This window comes from Chryseobacterium hagamense (genome assembly GCF_007991455.1).
Lineage (GTDB): Bacteria > Bacteroidota > Bacteroidia > Flavobacteriales > Weeksellaceae > Chryseobacterium > Chryseobacterium hagamense.
Genome location: NZ_BJYJ01000018.1, coordinates 20,727 through 41,777, shown reverse-complemented (window position 1 = coordinate 41,777; position 21,051 = coordinate 20,727). Strand labels below are relative to the sequence as shown.

Here is a 21,051-nt window from a genome sequence, read left to right as displayed (position 1 = left end):
TTAAAACAAATTCATGAAATACGTTTTGCTTACGCTCATTTCGGCGATGCTGCTCTCCGTTTCCTGGCCCACCTACGGGGTTCCGTTTTTTATATTTTTTGCACTGGTCCCTCTTCTGTTGATGGAACACGGCGTATCCAAATTTTCAGATTACAAAAGGAAAAGCTGGGTGGTTTTCGGACTCTCCTACCTGTGTTTTGTTATCTGGAATGCCGTAACGACCGGCTGGCTGTACGGTTCCAGAAACCCTGACGGCAGCCACTCGATGATGGCGGTGCTTTTTCCTGTTCTCATCAATTCTTTACTATATGCTTTGGTTTTCCAATGCTATCACTGGTACAAAAATGCACAGGGAACCTATTGGGGACTGGCTTTTCTAGTGGCCATCTGGATGAGCTTCGAGAAATTCCACCTGGGTTGGGAACTTACCTGGCCGTGGCTGAATCTGGGAAATGTATTTTCGGATTATCCCAAGCTGATCCAATGGTACGATACCTTGGGTGCTACCGGCGGAAGCTTTTGGATCCTGCTGATAAACGTCCTGATTTTCTATACGGTAAGAATCTGGCAGGCCGGAAGAAAGAGAAAAGATTTAATTAAGAACACCTCCATCGTAGCGGCACTGATTATTCTGCCGATGATCATTTCGGTGGTGAAATATAACAGCTTCGACGAAAAGCCCATCGGTAACGTGAATGTTTTAATGCTTCAGCCGGACCTCGATCCTTATGCCGAAAAATATTCGCAGGACAGCCTGACGATTGAGAACGATCTGCTCAGCCTGGCCGAAAGAAGCTCAAAAGGAAAAATAGATTACTACATTGCTCCTGAGACCGCACTGCCGGGAAACGGATCCATTTCGGAAACCGCTTTTGAAAAGAGTGTCATCATCAATAACGTCAGAGGATTTCTTTCAAAACATCCCGGCTCTGTTTTCACGACAGGGATTTCTTCCCATCATTTCTATACTTCGGAAAACAACCTCCCGCAGGAGGCCTATCAGATCAATCCGGGACTTTGGGTAGAGCGTTTTAACTCGGCCATCCAGGTGACTCCGAATCAGAAAGTGGATGTTTACCACAAAGGAAAACTGGTTCCGGGCGTTGAAATATTTCCGTATATGAGCTATCTGAAACCGCTTCTTGGCGATGCCATGATCAACCTGGGCGGAACTGTAGCCTCCCTGGGAACCGATAAAGAACGGACTGCATTTTCCAACCCGTTCAACAAAGGCAAAGTAGCCCCGATTATCTGCTACGAAAGCATTTACGGTGAATTTACGGGCGAGTATGTAAAAAAAGGAGCTAATTTCCTGGCGATTATGACCAACGATTCCTGGTGGGGCGTTACGGAAGGCCACAAACAGCTTTTATCATACGCACGGCTGAGAGCCATTGAAACAAGAAGGGAAATCGCCCGTGCAGCCAACAGCGGTATTTCAGCGCATATCGATGCAAAAGGTGAAATGATGGAAGATACTTTTTACGGGGATAAAACAGCATTGTATGCCAAAGTAAACCTTTATGATGGGATGACTTTTTATACAAAAGCCGGCGATCTTCTTTCCAGGTTTTCCATTTTTGCTTTTGGGTTCCTGCTGTTTTATTTTTTAATTAAAAGGTTTCAGGAAAAAACGAAGAAATCCTGAGCATGTAAATTCAGCGGCCAAAGGAAAAGTATTCAATACCTGAGGCACTTACCTATATTAAATCCCATACTTCCGGCGGCGGCATGAATCCTAAAATCAGGATGATGACCGGTAAGTTATTTATAAATAATTTTGTAAAAGATTTGTCTATCTGAAAAATTCTTCGTTATTTTGCACTCTCAAATATTATAGTACAAATAAGAACATCGAGATATGTCAAGAATTTGCCAAATAACAGGAAAGCGTGCAATGGTTGGTAACAACGTTTCTCACGCTAATAACAAAACGAAGCGTCGTTTTGAAATTAACTTATTAGAGAAGAAATTTTACCTTCCGGAGCAGGATAAGCACGTAACACTGAAAGTATCAGCTCATGGATTGAGAGTGATTAACAAGATTGGAATCGAGGAAGCTATTGAAAGAGCGACTAGAAACGGATTGATTAAAAAGAACTAAATCATGGCAAAAAAAGGAAACAGAGTTCAAGTAATCCTTGAATGTACAGAGCATAAAGAAAGTGGTATGCCGGGAATGTCCAGATACATTTCTACAAAAAATAAAAAGAACACGACAGAGAGATTGGAATTGAAAAAATACAACTCTGTTCTTAAAAAGGTAACCGTACACAAAGAAATCAAGTAATTTATAAAATATAATTTACCATGGCAAAGAAAGTAGTAGCAACCCTACAGAGCGGACAGTCTAAAAAAATGACTAAAGTGGTGAAAATGGTGAAGTCTTCTAAATCAGGAGCTTACGTTTTCGAAGAAAAAGTAATGAATGCAGACGAAGTAGACGGTTATTTGAAGAAATAATCTCCGCTTTATTTACAATATAAAAAACTACTCATCTTTTGGGTAGTTTTTTTGTTATCTTTGCTTTTAATCTCGCCGGAAGTCCGGGACCGGAAGCTTGAAGACCATGCCGATTGTGCGCTTCAGGCCTTTTCCCGTCTTCCTTCATTAATTAAATTCCATAATTCATAAGATGAGTTGGTTTAAAAATATTTTTAAAAAAGAAGAAAAAGAAACGTTAGACAAGGGATTGGAAAAATCCAGCCAGGGTTTCTTTGAAAAAATGACGAAAGCCGTAGTCGGTAAAAGCAAAGTAGACGATGAAGTACTGGATAATCTGGAAGAAATACTTATCGCCTCCGACGTCGGTGCCTCCACCACCATCAAAATCATCGAAAGAATTGAAGAACGCGTTGCCCGGGATAAATACGTAGGTGTAAATGAACTGGATAAAATCCTCCGAGAGGAAATTTCGGGATTGCTCCTTGAAAATCCGCATGCCGGAACCGGAAATATCGATACTTCCAAAAAGCCTTACGTTATCATGGTGGTCGGCGTAAACGGCGTGGGAAAAACCACTACCATTGGTAAGCTGGCCCATCAGTTCAATACAGAAGGAAAAAAAGTCTTTCTGGGAGCAGCCGATACTTTCAGAGCGGCAGCCGTAGACCAATTGGTCATCTGGAGCCAGCGGGTAGGTGTACCGATCGTAAAACAGGAAATGGGCTCCGATCCGGCGTCCGTAGCTTTTGACACGGTACAGAGTGCCGTTGCACAGAATGCCGATGTTGTGATTATCGATACGGCCGGAAGGCTTCATAATAAAGTGAACCTGATGAACGAGCTTTCAAAAATCAAAAGGGTGATGCAGAAAGTAATTCCTGATGCGCCTCATGAGATTTTACTGGTTCTTGACGGATCTACCGGGCAGAATGCATTTGAGCAGGCCAAGCAGTTTACTGCAGCTACGGAAGTGAACGCCCTGGCTGTTACAAAACTCGACGGAACGGCGAAAGGAGGAGTGGTCATCGGCATCTCAGATCAGTTCCAGATTCCGGTAAAATATATCGGGGTCGGAGAAAAGATGCAGGACCTGCAGTTGTTTAATGGTACAGAGTTTGTAGATTCATTTTTCAAGAAAAGATGATGTCTATCATGTTTTCCCAATAATGAACCAAATTAATATTAACATTAAAAAATGCAACTATGGGATTTATTACATGGATTATTTTCGGACTATTAGCCGGTGCCATTGCTAAAGCAATCATGCCAGGAAAACAGGGAGGAGGAATGCTTATTACGATGATTTTGGGAATCATCGGAGCCTTTATCGGAGGATCAATCGGCGTTTACTTACTTCACTGGGGAGATGTAGATTCTTTCTGGAACTTCAGAAGCTGGATTCTGGCCATCGGAGGTGCTTTAATCGTTCTGTGGATCTATGGAATGATGACCAGGAGGGCTTAACCCGGTACAATAAAAAATTAAAACGGCGGATTTGAATTTCAAATCCGCCGTTTTTGCAATATAATTTAGTTTAGTTGATCTTAATCTGATAAGGCATTTCCATCTTTACTTCAGACTGCAGTTTTCTTTCCTCCACAATCTGTTGCAACAGCTGGTAATTCGCTTTTCCGATCTTATTCTGTACGACCCTTGCCGAAATATCATCCTCATTGAGGTCTTTAAAGATCTGCTCAAACGGAGTCATCCTTTTCGGATATGAAACCACGTTATAGGATTTCATACCGGCTTTCTGAGCGGCAAATTTCACCGCATCATTTAAAGTTCCCAGTTCATCTACCAGGCCGATCTGTTTTGCCCTTGTTCCGCTCCATACTCTTCCACCACCCACACTGTCGATCTGCTCAAAGCTTTTTTTCCTGTTCTGGGTTACGAAGTGTACGAATCTTTTGTAGGTTCCTTCCACGCTTTTGGTAATCATGCTCACACCATAGGGCGTTACTCCGTTTAATGAAGAGTAATATTGGGAATTGGCGTTGGTGGCGACAATGTCTGACCGGATTCCGTTTTTATTTGCAACATCCTTAAAATAAGGAATCACTCCGAAAACACCGATGGATCCCGTCAGGGTATTGGGCTCAGAATAGATTTTATCTGCAGCCATTGCAATATAATACCCTCCGGAAGCCGCATAATCTCCAAAGGAAATAACCAGTGGCTTTTTCTTCTTCAGCTGCTGCAGCTCAAATAGAATCTCATCGGAAGCATTGGCACTTCCTCCCGGAGAATTGATTCTGAAAACAACGGCTTTTACTTTATCATTCTCCTGAAGGTCTCTGATATATTTGATATATTTTTCCGAGTGGATATCATTATAATCATTTCCTCCGTTGATCGAACCGGAAGCATACAGAACCGCTACCCGATCTCCCGAACCTTCATCATCTGAATATGAAGCGATATATTTCCCTAACGAAATTTTATTCAGTTTATCATCTTCCTTTATATTCAGTTTCGAACGGATGATTTTGTCATATTCCGTTTTCTGGATTAATTTATCCGCCAGTTTATATTTCAGTCCTAAATCCGGAATCATCCCGTAAAGGCTGTCCACTACCGTTCTGAACTGCACCGTATCAATCTTCCGGGAAGCAGCTATTCTGGAAGATGTATTTTTCCAGATATCATTCAACAAAGTACTCAGCTGCTCTTTGTTTTCAGGAGAAATATCATTTCTCAGGAAAGGCTCCACTGCAGATTTGAACTTTCCGTGACGGATCACTTCGATGCCGATTCCGTATTTATCTGCAAAATCCTTGTAAAAAGCAACTTCTGTAGCCAGACCTTTCAGCTCGATCATGCCCGCCGGATTCAGGTAATACTGGTCTGCTACGGATCCTAAATAATAAGCAGACTGGGAAACGGCGTTCCCATAGGCGTACACGAATTTTCCGCTTTTCTTAAAATCCTGGATGGCATTCCTCAGGTCGTCGATCTGGGTAATTCCTGCATTCATAAAATCAGTCTCGATGCTGATGCCTTTGATGTTGTTATCAGTTTTCGCTTTATTGATGGCTTCGATTGCATCATAAATCAAAACGTTTTTATCCTGATCGCCGATATCAAACAGCCCTTTCCGCTCTTCCGTTGGGCTGTCCATGATATTGGTCTTTAAATTAATGGTAAGAACGGAGTTCTTTTTTACCACCACCGACTTCTCGCTCCCCATTGCACTGAACACAAGCATTATGATAAAAAAGAAGAAAAACACGACGCATAAAATGACAATAGCCACTATATTTGCCAGTACACTTTTAAAAAAACTTTTCATATATCAATCATTTTTCAATATGTCGCAACATAGAGTCGTTTTGTTACTGGGAAGTAACCTCGGAGACCAAAAAAAAAATCTGGAAACCGCAATAAAAAAACTGGAGGAAAGCGGAAATGAAGTATTAAAAATTAGTGAATTTTTAACATCGGAGCCCGTAGAATTTGCCAGTTCCAATATTTTTTGTAATATTGCATTGATAATATTTACCGGCCATTCGCCTGTTCAGCTGCTGAACGACATTAAGCGCATTGAAAAGGAAATGGGAAGAGTAAACGATTCTATGGCATCAGGCGGATATACTGACCGGATAATCGACATCGATATCGTAACCTTCAACGGTTTGAATTTCAGCTCGGAAAGATTGGAAATCCCTCATCGAAAGCATCTTTTTGACAGAGAATTTTCCAGAATATTATTAAAAGATTTTATCTGACATAAAACATAAAACATATTGTATGAAATTAGGTTTATTATTATTGGCCACATTGCCTATTGCTACTTATGCACAGGATAGTATAGCTGTTACTTCAAATGATAAGTACCCGAATACCTTCTCATCAGGTTCTGCCAATGTTCAACCTTTTAACAACAAAGCCAAAAGATTCAACGACTGGTCTGTATCAGTGGGGGGTGGAGCTGCCTTTATGGTACATTCCGACCTAAAGTCCATCTATGATAAAAAGATCAATTGGGGGTACAATGCGTATGCAAGTTTAGACAAGCAGATTACGCACGTTTTTGGATTAAGCCTTATCTACCAGAGAGGTGAAACCACCCAAAAGGCTCAGTTGGAAGGTGCTGCCGGTATCGCTGCCGGAGTTGCGACAGCAAACACAAAGTATAACCAGGTCGGTTTGATCGGAGACATTAATTTATCAAATCTTTTACGAAGAGTTGACAACCATTCTCCGTACAGATGGGCATTACACGGTTATGCCGGTGCCGGTTTCATGAATTACAAGACGTCTTTGTATGACAACAATGAATTCAGATGGAGCAACGATCCTAAAAGAATTCCATTGTTTATGGAGCAAAAACTGGCCATCAACTCTCTGTATTACCAGTTTGGTGCAGGAATCAAGTACAACGTTTCGAAACTGATCGACATCGAAGCCAGAACCATGTATATCATGAGCGGTGATGATGAATTTGACGGTGGCGGATATGCAGGTCCCGGCGATTATGACCCGTCTTCGAAAGTATCGAAGTACAACATGATCAACAAAGGAAGATCTGATAATGCATGGACGGTGAACTTAGGGGTTTCTTTCAAACTTGGAAAACACGAAAGCCACCTGGCTTGGCATGATCCTTTACAGGAAGCTTATTACCGTGCTAACGTTCTGGAAAACCAAAGTACCGAGCTTGTTGTATGTGAAAAAGGTGACCTGGATAATGACGGCGTATGTGATGATTGGGACAGACAGCTGGATACTCCTGCCGGGGCAAGAGTAGATGGCGCGGGAATTGCATTGGATATGGACCTGGACGGAGTGATCGACTTATACGATAAGTGTGTGACGGTTCCGGGGCCGGTAGAAAACCAAGGTTGCCCTACCACAACAAAATAATAAATCATTTAATTAACTAAATAAAAAATACACTATGAAATTAAGTTTAGCAATTGTTGCATTGGCTTTAACCGTACCTACGGTTGCTTTTGCACAAGACTCAACTGCAGTGGCTTCATCAGGACAGTATCCGAATACATTTTCTTCGGGTTCTGCAAATGTTTCCCCGTTTACCAATAAATCAAAGAGATTTAACGACTGGGCAATTTCAATCGGTGCGGGTGTACCGTTGGTACAGTCTGCAGACTTAACGTCTATTAAGAACGGTAACGGTAACAATCTTTTCGGATATTCTGCTTATGTAAGTATCGATAAAGCAATTACCCATGCTTTCGGCTTAAACCTACAATATGACAGAGGTGAAACCAGACAAGGATTTTTCTATACGAAAGATGCTGCCCCTGCGAATGCATCCGTAACACAACAGGTAGGAGCAAGAACACAGTATGATGCGATCTCTTTATTGGGAGACATCAACTTTTCAAACCTTTTGAGAAGGGTGGATAACCACTCCCCTTTCAGATGGGCGCTTCACGGATATGCAGGTGTGGGAGTTTTAGCTTACAGAGCATACCAGAAAGATGAAATGGGACAGAGATTGGTAACGGAAATTAAGCCGTTTGAATTGGGATCTATGTTTGCTCAGGCTGGTGCCGGTCTTAAATTCAAAGTAAACAGAAGACTTGATATAGAAGGTAGAGTAATGTATGTAGTAACCGGTGACGATCAATTCGACGGTGGAGGTGCCAAATACAGCGCCATCAACCAACGTGAAGAGCAGGTTTCCGATAACTTCGTCAACGCAACTCTGGGTATCTCATTAAAACTTGGAAAACACGAATCTCACTTAATGTGGCATGATCCACTTCAGGAAATCTATTATAAACTTGATGTATTGGCTAACAAAAACCAGGATATCGAAGTTTGTAAGAAAGGAGATCTTGATAATGACGGTGTTTGCGACGATTGGGACAGACAGCTTGATACGCCTGCAGGTGCAAGAGTTGATGGTGCCGGTGTAGCTCTTGACACGGATCTTGATGGTGTAATCGACCTTTACGATAAGTGTGTAACGGTTCCGGGACCTGTTGAAAACCAAGGTTGTCCTACAACTGCTCCTGCAACTCCAGGATTGGTTAATGAGCAGGAAACAAAATTAGACGGTATTGAATTTGATCTGAATTCAGACCGGATCTTACCTTCGAATACTCCTATCCTTAACAATGCTGTTAACTACATTAACTCTTCAACCGGTACTTATACCGTAATCGGTGCTACCGATACAAGAGCCTCTGAAGCATACAATCAGAGATTATCTGAAAGAAGAGCAAACAACGTTAAAGATTATCTGATTAAAAACGGAGTTCAATCCGGTAAACTTGATGCCATCGGTAGAGGTAAAAAAGACCTTAAATACCCTGAGTGTGACCCTGCTACTAAATGTCCTGAATGGAAAAACAGAGCAAACAGAAGGGTTTACTTCGAAGCTAAATAATAATTTTATCTTTAAATTATAATAAAGCCATGCAATGCGTGGCTTTTTTTATTATATTACTTTTAGTATTTTTATCCCATGATTTCCCAGCAAGATTTTCAGGAGCTGAAGTTTAAGACACTAAAGCATTTTTGGGGTTATGATCATTTCCGTGACGCCCAGGAAGCTATCATTGATTCGGTAATCAATGCAAAAGATACGTTGGTGCTGCTGCCGACAGGTGCCGGAAAGTCTTTATGCTATCAGCTTCCTGCCCTGCTCAGGGAAGGGACCTGCCTCGTGATTTCACCGCTGCTGGCCCTGATGAAAGACCAGGTAAATCAACTGAAGGCCCGTGGAATAGAAGCAGAATATTTATCTTCGGAACTTGATGAATACGATGCGGAAACCATTTACGAGCGTTGTAAGGAAGGCCTGACGAAAATACTCTATATTTCTCCGGAGCGGATTACGAACAAACAGTTTATCCAGCATATTGAAGAAATTACCCTCTCTTTTATCGCCGTAGATGAAGCCCACTGTATTTCGGAATGGGGACAGGATTTCCGGCCCAGCTATCAGAATATAAAAGAATTCAGGAAAAACAATCCTGAAATCCATTGTCTGGCACTAACGGCAACAGCAACCCCGAAGGTACTTGACGAAATAAAGCTGAAACTCGGACTGGAAGACCCCAAGGTTTTTCAGAAAAGTTTTAAAAGAGACAATATAAAAATTTTTACGGAAGAGATTTCAGACAAATTCCAGAAGGTTTACGACATTCTGAAGTTTACCAATGAATCCGGAATCGTTTATGTAAGAACGAGGCGGGAAGCTGAGCAACTGAGCGAATTTCTGCGTAAAAATCAGTTAACCCATGTTGATTTCTTTCATGCGGGCCTTACTACAAAAGAAAAAAATACCCGCCAGCATGTCTGGAACACCAGCGATAATCATGTACTTATTTCCACCAATGCTTTCGGGATGGGAATCGATAAGGACAATGTCCGTTTTGTGATCCACTACTCCCCTGCTCCATCTATTGAAAACTATTACCAGGAAATCGGGAGATCCGGAAGAGACGGGAAAGAAAGTTTTGCTTTTCTGCTGTGGAATAAGCAGGAACTTCTGAACTTTGACCAGATCCTGAAAAACCAGATCCCGAATAAAGCGGAATTCCTGAAAATCATCAGTTATCTTTATTCTGTTTTTCAGGTGGCTGAATTTGAGCTTCCGGAAAGGGTTTTTCCTTTAAACATCAACGGTATCCAGAATTTCACCCGGCTGTCGAATGCAAAAATCAGGAATGTGCTGGGTTTTCTCCATAATCAGGAAATTATTTATTTTAACGATCATAAAAGCCTCTCTTCTTTACAGCTCATGATGGAAGCGGATGAAATCGACCAGATCCCGAAGAAAGATGCTTATTTCCTGGAATTGATGCTCCGTTCCATTTCCGGAGTAACGACCCATAAAGTGATGTTCAGCGAACAACAGGTGAGCGGGAAAATCGGGGTAAGCACCGAACTCATTAAAGAGCGGCTGAAAGAACTTCAGCAGAAAGGTTATGTAGAATATATTGACGGGGCATTATCGAGTGTTAAATTTTTAAAGCCGAGGGACGAAAGATTGAACAGCTCGGTCTACTGGAAGCTTTTTGAGCACATTCAAAAAAATAAGATCCAGAAGTGGGAAGAAATGAAGTTTTTCCTGGAAGACAGCCAGTACTGTAAAATGAAGCTGATCCTGAGCTACTTCGGTGAGAAGAATGCCAGAAATTGCGGCCAGTGTTCGGTTTGTGAAAAAAACAAACAATCCATTTTCGGAAAAAATATTTCCAATCAGATCCTGAATCTTTTGGTTAAAAGACCGGCAACCATCGAGGAACTTTCCATCCAGCTGAGCTTTCATTCAAAGGAAAATATTCTTGAAAACCTGATTTTCCTTCTGGATACCGGGAAAATAAAGATGCTGAACTTCAGAACGTACGCAATTGCATAAATTATGAAATGAGCAATGGGCAATGTGTAATTGTTAACAATATTTTTTAAATTTTTAAACTTTTCGTAAAGAGCTTATCTTTGCAGCATGAAATCATTGAAAGTCGTATTTTTAGGAACTCCGGAGTTTGCGAAAACGTCTCTGGAAGCCATTCATCAGTCGCATCATAAAGTTGTCGGTGTCGTAACGGTTGCGGATAAAGCAAGCGGACGCGGACAGAAGATCAACCAGTCGCCGGTAAAAGTTTTTGCCGTAGAAAACAATCTTCCGGTTTTTCAGCCTGAAAAACTGAGAAATCCTGAATTTCTGGAAGCGTTGAGAAAGCTGGATGCTGATGTATTCGTAGTTGTTGCCTTCCGGATGATGCCGAAGGTTTTGTTTGAGATGCCTAAAATGGGAACCTTCAACCTTCATGCCTCCCTTCTTCCTGATTACAGGGGTGCAGCACCGATTAATTATGCCATTATCAACGGTGAAGAAAAATCCGGAGCCACGACGTTTTTTATCAATGAAAAAATTGATGAAGGAAATATCCTGCTGCAGGAAGAACTCACCATTTTACCTGATGAAAATGCAGGAAGCCTTCATGACCGGCTTATGGAAATGGGAGCGAGGCTGGTGGTAAAAACCCTGAACGGACTTGCAGAAAATTCAATCGTTGAACAACCTCAGCCGCAGGTAGAGCATCCAAAAAATGCCTTTAAAATCTTTAAGGAAGATACCAGAATCGACTGGACAAGACCTTCAAAAGAAATCCATCAGTTTATCCTGGGAATGTCGCCTTATCCGGCTGCCTTTACGACATTAAAAATTGGAGAGGAAGAAAAAGGGCTGAAAATTTTCGGAGGCAGATTTGAAATTTCAGAACATGGGAAACCGGCCGGAATCCTTGAGATTTCAAAGAATGAGTTTAAAATCTATACTGCAGACGGAATCTATTTTCCTGAAGAGCTGCAGTTGGAAGGCAAAAAAAGAATGAACATCAAAGATTTCCTGAACGGCTTCAGGAGCTTTGAACAAATAAAAATGGCTTGATCTTCATCAAGCCATTTTATTTGTAAGTCAATGGTCAATTTTGCTCCGCAAGTGAATGGTCAATTTTAAAATCAATAGAAAAATTGACAAGCATTGCGAATTCACTATTCACCATTCACTTTATAGCTGCACCATTTCCGTTACCTCAACATCATATCCTCCAACCTGAGGTTTAATATTCGGATTCTGGGTGATGACTTTAAATTTATTGATTCCTAGATTCTTCAGGATCTGTGTACCGATTCCGTAGTCCCTGTAATTAAACGCAAGGGTCGGATGCTGTTGCTGTCCGTCCTGATAGTTCAGGAACTGCTGTAATTTTTTCAGCGTATTTTCAGAATTGGAAACGTTGTTGATAAAAATAATAGCCCCTTTTCCTGCTTCATTCACCATACCGGTTACTTTTTCAAGCAAAGGCTTTTCACCGTTATTCAGTCTGGTCAGTACATCAAAATAGGAATCAGAAGACTGTACCCTTACCAATACCGGTTCGTTTACCGTCCAGCTTCCTTTTGTTAAAGCAAAATGGATCTGATCGTTGGAAGTTTCCCTGAACGCATAGAAATCGAAATCGCCGTAAGCCGTTTTTACCTTTCTTTCTTCCAGCCTGTCAATCAGGTTTCCTTTTTTAAGCTGATAATGGATCAGGTCTTCGATGGAAACGATCTTCATATCATGTTTCTGCGCCAGAGCATAGAGTTCCGGAAGACGCGACATGGATCCGTCTTCGTTCATAATCTCACAGATCACGCCGCCCTCTTTAAGACCGGCCAGACACGTTAAATCGATGGCTGCTTCGGTATGTCCTGCTCTTTTGAGAACACCTCCCTTTCTTGCGCGAAGCGGGAAAATATGTCCCGGTCTCATAAAATCGGTCGGTTTGGAATTTTCATCCATTAAAGCAAGAATAGTTTTCGCCCGGTCGGCTGCTGAAATTCCGGTAGAGGTTCCGTTGCCCAGCAAGTCAACCGAAACCGTAAAAGCGGTTTCCTTCGGATCGCTGCTTCGGCTTACCATCACTTCAAGGCCCAGTTCATCACATCGTTTTTCAGGAAGCGGCATACAGATCAGCCCTCTTCCGTGAAGTGCCATGAAATTGATAATTTCCGGAGTCGTCAGTTCGGCAGCACAAAGAAAATCACCTTCGTTTTCTCTGTCCTCATCATCTACTACTATGATTATCTTACCATTTTTAAGGTCTTCGATGGCCTCAGGAATAGTATTTAACTTAATATCAGACATTTTTACTTTTTAAATTTTCACAAAGATACTTATAAAAACAGGCATCTTCCAATTAATATAAACTCTTTATTATTCGCCGGATACAGCGTTTTTTGCTTTTCTGAAAATATGATAAGATGCCAGCCTTTTCTGATGGTCGTAGATATGGGAATTGATTATCAGCTCATCCACACTGAACTTTTCCTGGAAGCTTTTCAGCTGCTCTTCAATTTCAGACTGATCCCCGATCAGGGTATACCGCAGCTTCTGCAGCACCATTGATCTTTCCATCGGCGACCAGATGTCGTCCATATTATCCACCGGCGGGGCAAACGGCTTTCTGTCGTTCCGGATGATATTGATGAACGCCTGGAATAATGTTGTGGACATTTTATGCGCTTCTTCAGAAGTCTCTGCGGCTACCCCGTTGATGCAGGCCATAATATAAGGCTGATCCAGGTATTTGGACGGCTCGAAATGTTCCCTGTAAATATTGAATGCCATGTCCATCTGTTCCGGTGCAAAGTGTCCCGCAAAAGCATACGGAAGTCCTAATTCTGCTGCCAGAAAAGCACTGTCGGTACTCGACCCGAGAATATACAGCGGAATATCCAGCCCCTCTCCGGGAATGGCACGCACCAAAGCATTTGAATTTTCTTTGGAGAAGTATTTCTGTAATTCCAGGATCTGCCTCGGAAACTTTTCATTGATATTCGCGGGATTTCTTCCCAGTGCCTGGGCCGTCAGACCGTCCGTTCCGGGAGCTCTGCCCAAACCGAGATCAATCCTTCCCGGGAAAAGGGATTCCAAGGTTCCGAACTGTTCCGCAATAACTAAGGAGCTGTGATTCGGAAGCATGATCCCTCCCGATCCGACTCTTATTTTTTTGGTTCCGTTGGCAATAAAGCCGATCAGTACCGAAGTGGCCGAACTGGCAATACTTTCCATATTGTGGTGTTCGGCAAGCCAGAACCTTTTATAATCCAAACTTTCAGCATGGCTGGCCAGAGACAGGCTGTCCTGAAACGTATCATGAACCGTTTTCCCCTGTTTTACCGGCGCAAGATCCAATACTGATATTTCAAAATTTTTCATACGATCTATTTTAGTTTCAAAAACTGAACAAAGATAAGGCTAATAAAACGCATTAGTTACTTTTTGTAATTGATAGGATTAATGGTGATGGAAAGGGAAAAGCTATTAGCTAATTCGGCAATCTATAATCTCTTTCTGTAGTAATTTCATTATTGTATATTTGATGTGTATTTCGACTTAGAATATAACCATGAAAAAAAGATTCCTTTTACTTATATTTTTAATTTTTGCAGGGAAAATTCTTTCCCAGAAAAATTTCAATATTCCTGCTAAATTTCCAACTCAATACGGAACATTCACGTTTCCATTAGGTTCCAAAGTAGTTTTGGAACTAAAAGAAAATGGCAATACATACGAATATCGTGTTTTAAGTATGGAACCTTACAAAGACTATTATCCATTAAGTAAAAAGAAAAATATTTTTTCAAAAGATATAAAAGAAAATACGATTGAGATTTTTTTTACAGGTGCTTACTACAACGATGGAAAAGAAGATAAAGAATGGAAATCTCTTTTATCATTAAAAAGCAATGTAAAAACACCTTTAATCTACAAGGCAGATATAAAATATTATTTCAAAAATGAATTTGAAAACACTTCAATTTCCGGGATTTTCCCCAATGCAAAAATAAATGAAATATGGGGTCATAAAATTGATTTCATTACTTTATATGACTTTGAGAAACTAAAGAAATAAACTACCCTGCTTGAAAATCGCCACCTTGAACATCGACTGGGCCAGGAAAAAGAATCCCCAGAAAACCCCAGCATTCCTGAATGGGTTTGATTTCGATTTCCTTATTCTGACCGAAGCCATCGATCTGGATCTCTGCACGTTTCCCTATAAATATCCCTGCTCGCCCATCCCGGAAAACACGGTCTATGAAAACCTCAACTATACGGAATACCTGAAAGGTGAAAAAGCTTTCCGAACGATACTCTATTCTAAAATTCCCTGCTCGAAAAAATATCCGGTGACGGATGACAAAACCAATCTTGCTTTGGAGTTTGAAACGGCATTTGGGAATATCGTTTTTTACTGCACCATTATCGGAACCTGGTTTAAGCGCCAGCCTTTTGCGGATAATGAATTGCGCAATACCATCTCGGATTGCAAACGGATTTACGCAGAGAACCCCAACCTCTTTCTTGTCGGTGATTTCAATACTTCCTTTAAAACAGGGGAAGAAAGATTATCCATCAGTTCCGGAATATCGGAATCCCTGAAGAATCTTTTTCTGGATTTAAAATTAAAAACTATAACTTTAGAAATCGAGCAAAACATTGATCACATTGTAGTTCCTGAAAGTTTTACAGGCTATACGGTTGAAACCGGAATTTTTGCGGAGAAAAACATGATCAGCGATCATCAGGGGATTTTTATTTCCATTTTATAATCACAAAATCAATGGGACGAAATACTGAAATTTATATTTTTAACAAGGAAAAAGCAAAGCAAAATTTACTTCCTTTTATCAGTAATCAGGTTTTAACGGAACAATCCTTTATTCAGTTTTTAAATGAAAGAGAAAAAGAATATGGATCAGTATTGAACACTTCAGCAGATCAGCTTGCCCTTGTTATTTCTGAAGACATCAATTACGTCAACCCTGATAATTTCCTGGAGCTCATGCTTTTTCTCAGTAACGAAATTATTTACCCCACTCCTGTTCCGGGAAAGGATATTGAAGATTACGGAATAACACTGCTGTATGAGCTTCCTACGACCACCGTATGTGCGGGCTACATGTTCCAGTATGGAAATTATACCCATCATTATCCGGTTGAAGACCTCGGCGAGTCAGATTGCGGAGTCAATATCTCTGCAGAAGACTTTTCAGGGTTTAATGCCTATATGATCCTGCTTACCCGGAAAATAGTAGACAGCGGAATTGACGGTGATGCATATACAGAGAATGATTTTACGGATTCCGAAAGAAAAATATATGAAGAGATCCGCCTGAAATTTTCAGAAGATGAAAAATTTCAAAACATTGTCGAAGAAGAGTTCCTATATCTTAAAAAAAGTTTCATAAACGATAACAGCGGGCCGGATGCACAGACGATTTATTATGCCTCAACCTTTTTTTCAACATCCATTATGATGCATCAAAAAATCACCCGGCAGAACAGGGTGGTGATCCTGGATTATTAACCTTTACGAGTCCGGAAATAATCGTTTAAAATTCAATGAGTCAATAAAAGAAGCAGAAATGTTTTATTGATTCTTCTCCTTCAGATATGTAAAGTGATTAATCAGAATCCTGATTTCATTAAACTCAAAATGGCTTGGGAGCGCATTTTTCCATTCCGTTAAAGTTTCTTTCGGATCTTTGTAGAAAACTTCTTCAAAAGCTTTGATCTTATCCGAGGTGATCACCCTTGAAATATCCAGCAGGCCCTGTTCGGCAAATTTGGCCAGGTGCCCGATTACCGTTTCTTTTACCAGGCCTCTTTCCAGAGCGATTTCCGCAATGGTTTTTCCCTGCTCAAACAGCTGGAACGTAAGAACCTGGGACGGAACTTTGGCAATCTTCATGCTTACTTCCTGGTTATTCTTTTCATCCAGCAATTTGGTCTCCAGCAAATGGATATCCTTCAGGCTGTTCAGGTATTCCTCGATATCTTCCAGCCACACCCGGAATTCTTCATTGTACTGCTTCAGTCCTTTGGTTCCTTTGATCTCCGCATAAAAATCCTTCAGCGGACTAAAGACTTTATCCCGGATCCCGGTAAAAAAGAAATTAACGGCACCTTTGGTCTTGCTTTCAATCTCCGACCATTCTTCTTTCTGTTCAATAAAATTGTTAACCTTCTGGGAAATCACCCGTTGCAGCTTTTCGTAGATTTTTCCCAGGTTTACAATTTCATGCTTCAGCTGAAGATAAAGCTGGTTGGCTTTTACCTGATCGATGCTCTTGGTAGCCACCGATAGCTTATTCCACTCCTCCACTTCATTTAAAAACCACAGGCAATCCAGTGTACGAAGGACTTTTTTGATGCTGTAGTCGTATTTTTCGTTATTGAGGATGGCTTCCACTTTATCATTGGCCACCGTATCGCTGTGGAACGACAGGATCCGGTTATCTTTAAAAATAACTTCCGGCGTAATTCTGGATTTTAGGACAATCCCTTCCAGGGTCCGGCAGCGCGAAAGGGCAACATACACCTGTCCGGCGGTAAAGCTTTTTCCGGCATCAATGATCACCCGGTCGAACGTAAGCCCCTGGCTTTTATGGATAGTTACCGCCCAGGCCAGCTTGATCGGAAACTGCTCGAAGCTTCCCAATACTTCTTCCTTGATATTTTTATCGGTATCCAGGAAGTATTTTTTCTGTTCCCAGACTTCCCGTTTTACGGTAATTTCCCTTTCGCTTCCGTCGAGGATGACTTTGATTTCATTTTCATCCAGCGCGGAAATTTCACCCAGCTTGCCGTTGAAATACCGCTTTTCCCCGGAAATATCGTTCCGGATAAACATGATCTGGGCACCGATCTTGAGGTCGAGGAACTGCTCGTTTGGAAACTGGTTTTCCCTGAATTCCCCGAACAGCTTGGCTTCATAGGTCTTGGCCGTTACTTTGATTTCTTCCAGCTTCTCCTGGTTGATATCATCCGCCATTTTATTGTGTGAACACAGGTAAACGTAAGGTTCATCTTCTGAGCTGAAACCGGGATCGTATCTTTCGTTCAGCTTTTCAAAATCGATATTGGCTACGTCACCGTCCCGGATCGCATTTAAGATCGCCAGGAAATCCTCGTCGGACTGCCGGTAAACCTTCGTCAGCTCAATGGTAACCAGCGGAATTTCCTTGATGGCGTGGCTGTCAAAAAAGAACGGGGACTGGTAATACATTTTTAAGATATGCTCATCCCGCACCACCGGCGGAAGCTGATACAGATCGCCGATAAAGAGCATCTGTACCCCACCGAAACGCTGGTTGTTCCTGCGGATGAACCTCAGGGAGAAATCCATCATGTCCAGGACATCGGCCCTCAGCATCGAAACCTCATCGATGATGATGATTTCCACTTCGCGGAGAAGCTTCAGTTTATCTTTCCGGTACTTGAAATGCGGCATCAGGTCGGCAATGTTGTTGGCCATACTGGTGTCGATCCGTTCGGTGGTCGGCAAAAAGGTTCTCAGCGGAAGCCCGAACATCGAATGGATGGTAACGCCGCCTGCATTGATCGCGGCGATCCCGGTCGGGGCAACGACAATGTGTTTTTTCCGGGTGCGTTTTACAAAATCATTAAGGAAAGTTGTTTTTCCCGTTCCTGCTTTTCCGGTTAAAAATACGCTTCGGTTGGTGTGCTCTATTAAGTCAAAAAAATGATTGTTCATCGCCGTCAAAATTACGGAAATGAATCCTAAAAACCTTACCTTGGCATAAGTTTTGAAAATTTTGAACCAGATTAAGTTATTATGTTAAAAACGATCCCGTGCGTTTCCGCTGTTCTCCTGGGTTTTGCTCTATTTGTTTCCTGTGGCTCTGCAAGAGAGGTGGATGCCCATCTTCCGAAAGACATTTCGGAACGGCCGAAGGATGAAAGCAGCCAGAAATATGAACAGGCACAGCTGGACCAATTGAGAGCCTCCATCGAATCGGAAGTGACCAGAGAAAAATGTACGAGCGCCGGAGAATGGGCCTTTGCACCGATGGGAGCCAAAGCATGCGGCGGCCCTCAGCTTTATATTGCCTATCCGAAAAAAATGGAAACCAGTATTCTGGAAAGGATCAAGGATTATACGGAAAAAGTAAAAGCATTCAACCAGAAATACGGAGTTATCTCTGATTGCATGATGGTGAATGAACCTACCGGAATCAAGTGCATCAACGGAAAAGCCGAACTGATCAACCCGTAACACACTAATTTATATAAATTCCTACAGGATTTTTTCGCTAAGGAAAAAAGCATTGCCGGATAGAGCAATGCTTTTTTGTGAACGGTCGGTTCCTTCAGGATCAATGGTCAATTGATTATGTTTAACAATTTACTTGCAAGACAAAATTGACTAATCACTATTCACATCTTACCATCAATAGTCAATTTCAATTTATATAAAATTACCGTTAACCGCCACATTCATTTGCTCCGGAGGAGCAATATCTGTGTAGTATTAATGTATAAACCAATACCAGAACTCCGTAGGAGTTTTATCTTCAGTACTACAGACAGCACACCTACGGCGCGCTAAGAAATTATTCGATTTTCGGCTACTACACAGATCATATGCCTACGGAATATTTTGCAGTAGTTAATCTCAGGGTTCAACGAAGGTTCATTTGCGAAGCAAAATTCACCATTCACCATTCACCATTTACCATTCATTTCTTTCACGTTTTCCTTATACCAGGAAGAATATTTTACGTAATTGTCTGCAATCCGGTTGACTTCCCCTTCCAGCAGCTGGGAGTTGATGTCTTTGATTTTCCGTGCCGGAACGCCGCCCCAGACTTCCCCGGATTTGATATGCGTTCCCTGGGTTACTACGGAACCGGCGCCTACGATTGAATTTTCCTCCACCAGGCAATCGTCCATGACGATGGAACCCATTCCGATCAGAACGTTGTCTTTGATGGTACAGCCGTGAACAATGGCATTGTGGCCGATGGAAACGTTATTCCCGATATTCAGCGGATGCTTCTGGTAGGTACAGTGCAGCATAGCGTTATCCTGAACATTCACTTTGTTTCCCATTCTGATGTAATGCACATCGCCGCGGATGACCGCATTGTACCAGATGCTGCAGTCGCTTCCCATCGTAACATCACCGATAATGGTAGCCGTTTCTGCTAAAAATGTATTCTCTCCTATCTGCGGTGATTTTCCTAAAAGTTCTTTGATCAGTGCCATATGTTTAATTTGAAAATTTGATAAATGTATTAATTCGGAAATTAGTTTTCTCCTGCGACCTGGCCTTTTAAATGATGCCGATAGCAAAAATCTAACTTCCGATACCTGCCTTCTAATTTCTAATTGCGTATTTTTGTATCTCAAATTTAAAGAAAAAATGCGTACTATACTTATAGAGCCTACCGAAAACCCGAAAGTGATGAAATTTGTGGCGGATTATAACCTGATCCCCGGATCTTTGGAGCTCGACCGGACTTCAGATGTTTCAGAAATTCCCCTGGCACAGGAGCTTTTCAATTATCCTTTTGTTGAAAAGATATTTATCACCGCCAATTTTGTGGCTGTGGCCAAACAGGATACCATCGAATGGGAACATGTAGCGGAAAGCCTGAAAAACGTTATTGAAGACGAACTGCTGGCCAACCCGAGAATCTATCTTCAGAAGAAAAAAGAGCTGTATCAGATCTATGCGGAAATGACCCCGAATCCGAATGTGATGAAGTTTGTTTCCAATAAATTGCTGCTTGAAGGTTTTGTAGAAGTAAAATCAAGGGAAGGTGCGGAAGGCATCCCATTGGCCCTGGCCATTTTCAAAGAATTTGATTTTGCCAAGGAAGTTTTCATCTCCGATAATTTTGTGGCTGTAACGAGGGATAATTCCGTGGAGTGGCATGAGGTGATGATGGCCGTCCGTGCACTGATCGCAGAGTATCTGCAGAATGGTGGCGAAATTTCGAACATCGAAGCCCAGAAGCATGAAAACCCGGTGGAGAAAATCATCAACAGGGATTACACCGACGATGAGCAGAAAATTTCCGATATTTTAAATGAATATGTGGCTCCGGCGGTGGAAAATGACGGCGGAAAAATTTCCCTGATGGAATACGACAAAGAAAACAAAACTGCAAAAATGCTTTTACAGGGCGCCTGCTCAGGATGCCCCAGCTCAACAGCTACACTGAAGGGGGGAATTGAAAACATTTTAAAGCAGTTCGTACCCGATCTTGTAGAAAGAGTGGAAGCCGTAAACGGATAAAAACACAGACGATGGGTAA

21 protein-coding genes are annotated in these 21,051 nt (G+C 41.7%); 16 read left to right on the top strand and 5 right to left on the bottom strand.

Annotated features, from left to right (window positions below):
- Positions 1–13 precede the first annotated feature (13 nt).
- From lnt to CHA01nite_RS14380, 6 genes are all read left to right on the top strand, one after another.
- Entirely contained in the window at positions 14–1,648 is a 1,635-nt protein-coding gene (lnt, locus tag CHA01nite_RS14405) for an apolipoprotein N-acyltransferase (protein ID WP_146942557.1), read from the top strand.
- Between the two features lie 213 nt (positions 1,649–1,861).
- Positions 1,862–2,104, top strand: a complete 243-nt coding sequence (gene rpmB / locus CHA01nite_RS14400; protein WP_002976757.1) for a 50S ribosomal protein L28 — start codon at positions 1,862–1,864, stop codon at positions 2,102–2,104.
- 3 nt (positions 2,105–2,107) lie between these two features.
- The gene (rpmG, locus tag CHA01nite_RS14395) at positions 2,108–2,290 is read left to right on the top strand and encodes a 50S ribosomal protein L33 (RefSeq protein ID WP_056216154.1); all 183 of its coding nucleotides are present in this window, start codon (positions 2,108–2,110) and stop codon (positions 2,288–2,290) included.
- A gap of 20 nt (positions 2,291–2,310) precedes the next feature.
- Complete coding sequence (locus CHA01nite_RS14390) at positions 2,311–2,463, top strand: DUF4295 domain-containing protein (RefSeq protein WP_002976755.1); 153 nt, start codon at positions 2,311–2,313, stop codon at positions 2,461–2,463.
- Positions 2,464–2,635: 172 nt separating this feature from the next.
- The gene (ftsY, locus tag CHA01nite_RS14385; protein ID WP_146942555.1) at positions 2,636–3,589 is read left to right on the top strand and encodes a signal recognition particle-docking protein FtsY; all 954 of its coding nucleotides are present in this window, start codon (positions 2,636–2,638) and stop codon (positions 3,587–3,589) included.
- A 59-nt stretch (positions 3,590–3,648) separates the two neighbouring features.
- Positions 3,649–3,909: a GlsB/YeaQ/YmgE family stress response membrane protein gene (locus CHA01nite_RS14380; RefSeq protein ID WP_146942553.1), complete on the top strand. Its 261-nt coding sequence runs from the start codon at positions 3,649–3,651 to the stop codon at positions 3,907–3,909.
- A gap of 70 nt (positions 3,910–3,979) precedes the next feature.
- Here CHA01nite_RS14380 and sppA read toward each other — a convergent pair whose 3' ends face one another.
- Complete coding sequence (sppA, locus tag CHA01nite_RS14375; protein ID WP_146942551.1) at positions 3,980–5,737, bottom strand: signal peptide peptidase SppA; 1,758 nt, start codon at positions 5,735–5,737, stop codon at positions 3,980–3,982.
- Positions 5,738–5,756: 19 nt separating this feature from the next.
- Between sppA and folK the strand changes: the two genes are divergently transcribed.
- From folK to fmt, 5 genes are all read left to right on the top strand, one after another.
- On the top strand, positions 5,757–6,173 hold the full coding sequence (gene folK / locus CHA01nite_RS14370) for a 2-amino-4-hydroxy-6-hydroxymethyldihydropteridine diphosphokinase (RefSeq protein ID WP_146942549.1): 417 nt from the start codon (positions 5,757–5,759) through the stop codon (positions 6,171–6,173).
- 22 nt (positions 6,174–6,195) lie between these two features.
- Positions 6,196–7,311, top strand: a complete 1,116-nt coding sequence (locus CHA01nite_RS14365; RefSeq protein ID WP_146942547.1) for an OmpA family protein — start codon at positions 6,196–6,198, stop codon at positions 7,309–7,311.
- Positions 7,312–7,345: 34 nt separating this feature from the next.
- Entirely contained in the window at positions 7,346–8,806 is a 1,461-nt protein-coding gene (locus CHA01nite_RS14360) for an OmpA family protein (RefSeq protein ID WP_146942545.1), read from the top strand.
- 78 nt (positions 8,807–8,884) lie between these two features.
- The gene (locus CHA01nite_RS14355) at positions 8,885–10,786 is read left to right on the top strand and encodes a RecQ family ATP-dependent DNA helicase (protein ID WP_146942543.1); all 1,902 of its coding nucleotides are present in this window, start codon (positions 8,885–8,887) and stop codon (positions 10,784–10,786) included.
- 87 nt (positions 10,787–10,873) lie between these two features.
- Positions 10,874–11,821, top strand: a complete 948-nt coding sequence (gene fmt, locus CHA01nite_RS14350; protein WP_146942541.1) for a methionyl-tRNA formyltransferase — start codon at positions 10,874–10,876, stop codon at positions 11,819–11,821.
- A gap of 120 nt (positions 11,822–11,941) precedes the next feature.
- Here the strand turns inward: fmt and ribB are convergent, their stop codons facing one another.
- Both ribB and CHA01nite_RS14340 read right to left on the bottom strand, forming a co-directional pair.
- A complete protein-coding gene (gene ribB, locus CHA01nite_RS14345) occupies positions 11,942–13,063 on the bottom strand; it encodes a 3,4-dihydroxy-2-butanone-4-phosphate synthase (protein WP_146942539.1) in 1,122 nt (373 codons plus the stop codon).
- Between the two features lie 69 nt (positions 13,064–13,132).
- Positions 13,133–14,137 (bottom strand): LLM class flavin-dependent oxidoreductase, encoded by a 1,005-nt coding sequence (locus CHA01nite_RS14340; RefSeq protein WP_146942537.1) that lies wholly within the window; start codon positions 14,135–14,137, stop codon positions 13,133–13,135.
- A gap of 190 nt (positions 14,138–14,327) precedes the next feature.
- On the opposite strand from CHA01nite_RS14340, the gene CHA01nite_RS14335 reads away from it, so the two are divergent.
- The 3 genes from CHA01nite_RS14335 to CHA01nite_RS14325 are packed head-to-tail and all read left to right on the top strand — an operon-like array spanning position 14,328 to position 16,292.
- On the top strand, positions 14,328–14,834 hold the full coding sequence (locus CHA01nite_RS14335; RefSeq protein WP_146942535.1) for a hypothetical protein: 507 nt from the start codon (positions 14,328–14,330) through the stop codon (positions 14,832–14,834).
- Positions 14,835–14,844: 10 nt separating this feature from the next.
- Complete coding sequence (locus CHA01nite_RS14330) at positions 14,845–15,534, top strand: exonuclease/endonuclease/phosphatase family protein (protein WP_146942533.1); 690 nt, start codon at positions 14,845–14,847, stop codon at positions 15,532–15,534.
- A gap of 11 nt (positions 15,535–15,545) precedes the next feature.
- Complete coding sequence (locus CHA01nite_RS14325) at positions 15,546–16,292, top strand: hypothetical protein (protein ID WP_146942531.1); 747 nt, start codon at positions 15,546–15,548, stop codon at positions 16,290–16,292.
- 63 nt (positions 16,293–16,355) lie between these two features.
- On the opposite strand, the gene CHA01nite_RS14320 is transcribed toward CHA01nite_RS14325, so the two are convergent.
- Complete coding sequence (locus tag CHA01nite_RS14320; protein ID WP_146942529.1) at positions 16,356–18,482, bottom strand: helix-turn-helix domain-containing protein; 2,127 nt, start codon at positions 18,480–18,482, stop codon at positions 16,356–16,358.
- A gap of 81 nt (positions 18,483–18,563) precedes the next feature.
- Between CHA01nite_RS14320 and CHA01nite_RS14315 the strand changes: the two genes are divergently transcribed.
- The gene (locus CHA01nite_RS14315) at positions 18,564–19,004 is read left to right on the top strand and encodes a hypothetical protein (RefSeq protein ID WP_146942528.1); all 441 of its coding nucleotides are present in this window, start codon (positions 18,564–18,566) and stop codon (positions 19,002–19,004) included.
- A gap of 449 nt (positions 19,005–19,453) precedes the next feature.
- Here CHA01nite_RS14315 and CHA01nite_RS14310 read toward each other — a convergent pair whose 3' ends face one another.
- Positions 19,454–19,996, bottom strand: coding sequence for a gamma carbonic anhydrase family protein (locus tag CHA01nite_RS14310; protein WP_146942526.1), 543 nt, complete (start codon positions 19,994–19,996; stop codon positions 19,454–19,456).
- Positions 19,997–20,153: 157 nt separating this feature from the next.
- Here CHA01nite_RS14310 and CHA01nite_RS14305 point away from each other — a divergent pair, with 157 nt between their 5' ends.
- Positions 20,154–21,032: a NifU family protein gene (locus tag CHA01nite_RS14305; protein ID WP_146942524.1), complete on the top strand. Its 879-nt coding sequence runs from the start codon at positions 20,154–20,156 to the stop codon at positions 21,030–21,032.
- Positions 21,033–21,051: the final 19 nt, after the last annotated feature.

What these genes read in the sequence shown, in the direction of transcription:
- lnt (WP_146942557.1), top strand. Translation starts at nt 14, where the DNA reads ATGAAATACGTTTTGCTTACGCTCATTTCGGCGATGCTGCTCTCCGTT.
- rpmB (WP_002976757.1), top strand. Translation starts at nt 1,862, where the DNA reads ATGTCAAGAATTTGCCAAATAACAGGAAAGCGTGCAATGGTTGGTAAC.
- rpmG (WP_056216154.1), top strand. Translation starts at nt 2,108, where the DNA reads ATGGCAAAAAAAGGAAACAGAGTTCAAGTAATCCTTGAATGTACAGAG.
- CHA01nite_RS14390 (WP_002976755.1), top strand. Translation starts at nt 2,311, where the DNA reads ATGGCAAAGAAAGTAGTAGCAACCCTACAGAGCGGACAGTCTAAAAAA.
- ftsY (WP_146942555.1), top strand. Translation starts at nt 2,636, where the DNA reads ATGAGTTGGTTTAAAAATATTTTTAAAAAAGAAGAAAAAGAAACGTTA.
- CHA01nite_RS14380 (WP_146942553.1), top strand. Translation starts at nt 3,649, where the DNA reads ATGGGATTTATTACATGGATTATTTTCGGACTATTAGCCGGTGCCATT.
- sppA (WP_146942551.1), bottom strand. Translation starts at nt 5,737, where the DNA reads ATGAAAAGTTTTTTTAAAAGTGTACTGGCAAATATAGTGGCTATTGTC.
- folK (WP_146942549.1), top strand. Translation starts at nt 5,757, where the DNA reads ATGTCGCAACATAGAGTCGTTTTGTTACTGGGAAGTAACCTCGGAGAC.
- CHA01nite_RS14365 (WP_146942547.1), top strand. Translation starts at nt 6,196, where the DNA reads ATGAAATTAGGTTTATTATTATTGGCCACATTGCCTATTGCTACTTAT.
- CHA01nite_RS14360 (WP_146942545.1), top strand. Translation starts at nt 7,346, where the DNA reads ATGAAATTAAGTTTAGCAATTGTTGCATTGGCTTTAACCGTACCTACG.
- CHA01nite_RS14355 (WP_146942543.1), top strand. Translation starts at nt 8,885, where the DNA reads ATGATTTCCCAGCAAGATTTTCAGGAGCTGAAGTTTAAGACACTAAAG.
- fmt (WP_146942541.1), top strand. Translation starts at nt 10,874, where the DNA reads ATGAAATCATTGAAAGTCGTATTTTTAGGAACTCCGGAGTTTGCGAAA.
- ribB (WP_146942539.1), bottom strand. Translation starts at nt 13,063, where the DNA reads ATGTCTGATATTAAGTTAAATACTATTCCTGAGGCCATCGAAGACCTT.
- CHA01nite_RS14340 (WP_146942537.1), bottom strand. Translation starts at nt 14,137, where the DNA reads ATGAAAAATTTTGAAATATCAGTATTGGATCTTGCGCCGGTAAAACAG.
- CHA01nite_RS14335 (WP_146942535.1), top strand. Translation starts at nt 14,328, where the DNA reads ATGAAAAAAAGATTCCTTTTACTTATATTTTTAATTTTTGCAGGGAAA.
- CHA01nite_RS14325 (WP_146942531.1), top strand. Translation starts at nt 15,546, where the DNA reads ATGGGACGAAATACTGAAATTTATATTTTTAACAAGGAAAAAGCAAAG.
- CHA01nite_RS14320 (WP_146942529.1), bottom strand. Translation starts at nt 18,482, where the DNA reads ATGAACAATCATTTTTTTGACTTAATAGAGCACACCAACCGAAGCGTA.
- CHA01nite_RS14315 (WP_146942528.1), top strand. Translation starts at nt 18,564, where the DNA reads ATGTTAAAAACGATCCCGTGCGTTTCCGCTGTTCTCCTGGGTTTTGCT.
- CHA01nite_RS14310 (WP_146942526.1), bottom strand. Translation starts at nt 19,996, where the DNA reads ATGGCACTGATCAAAGAACTTTTAGGAAAATCACCGCAGATAGGAGAG.
- CHA01nite_RS14305 (WP_146942524.1), top strand. Translation starts at nt 20,154, where the DNA reads ATGCGTACTATACTTATAGAGCCTACCGAAAACCCGAAAGTGATGAAA.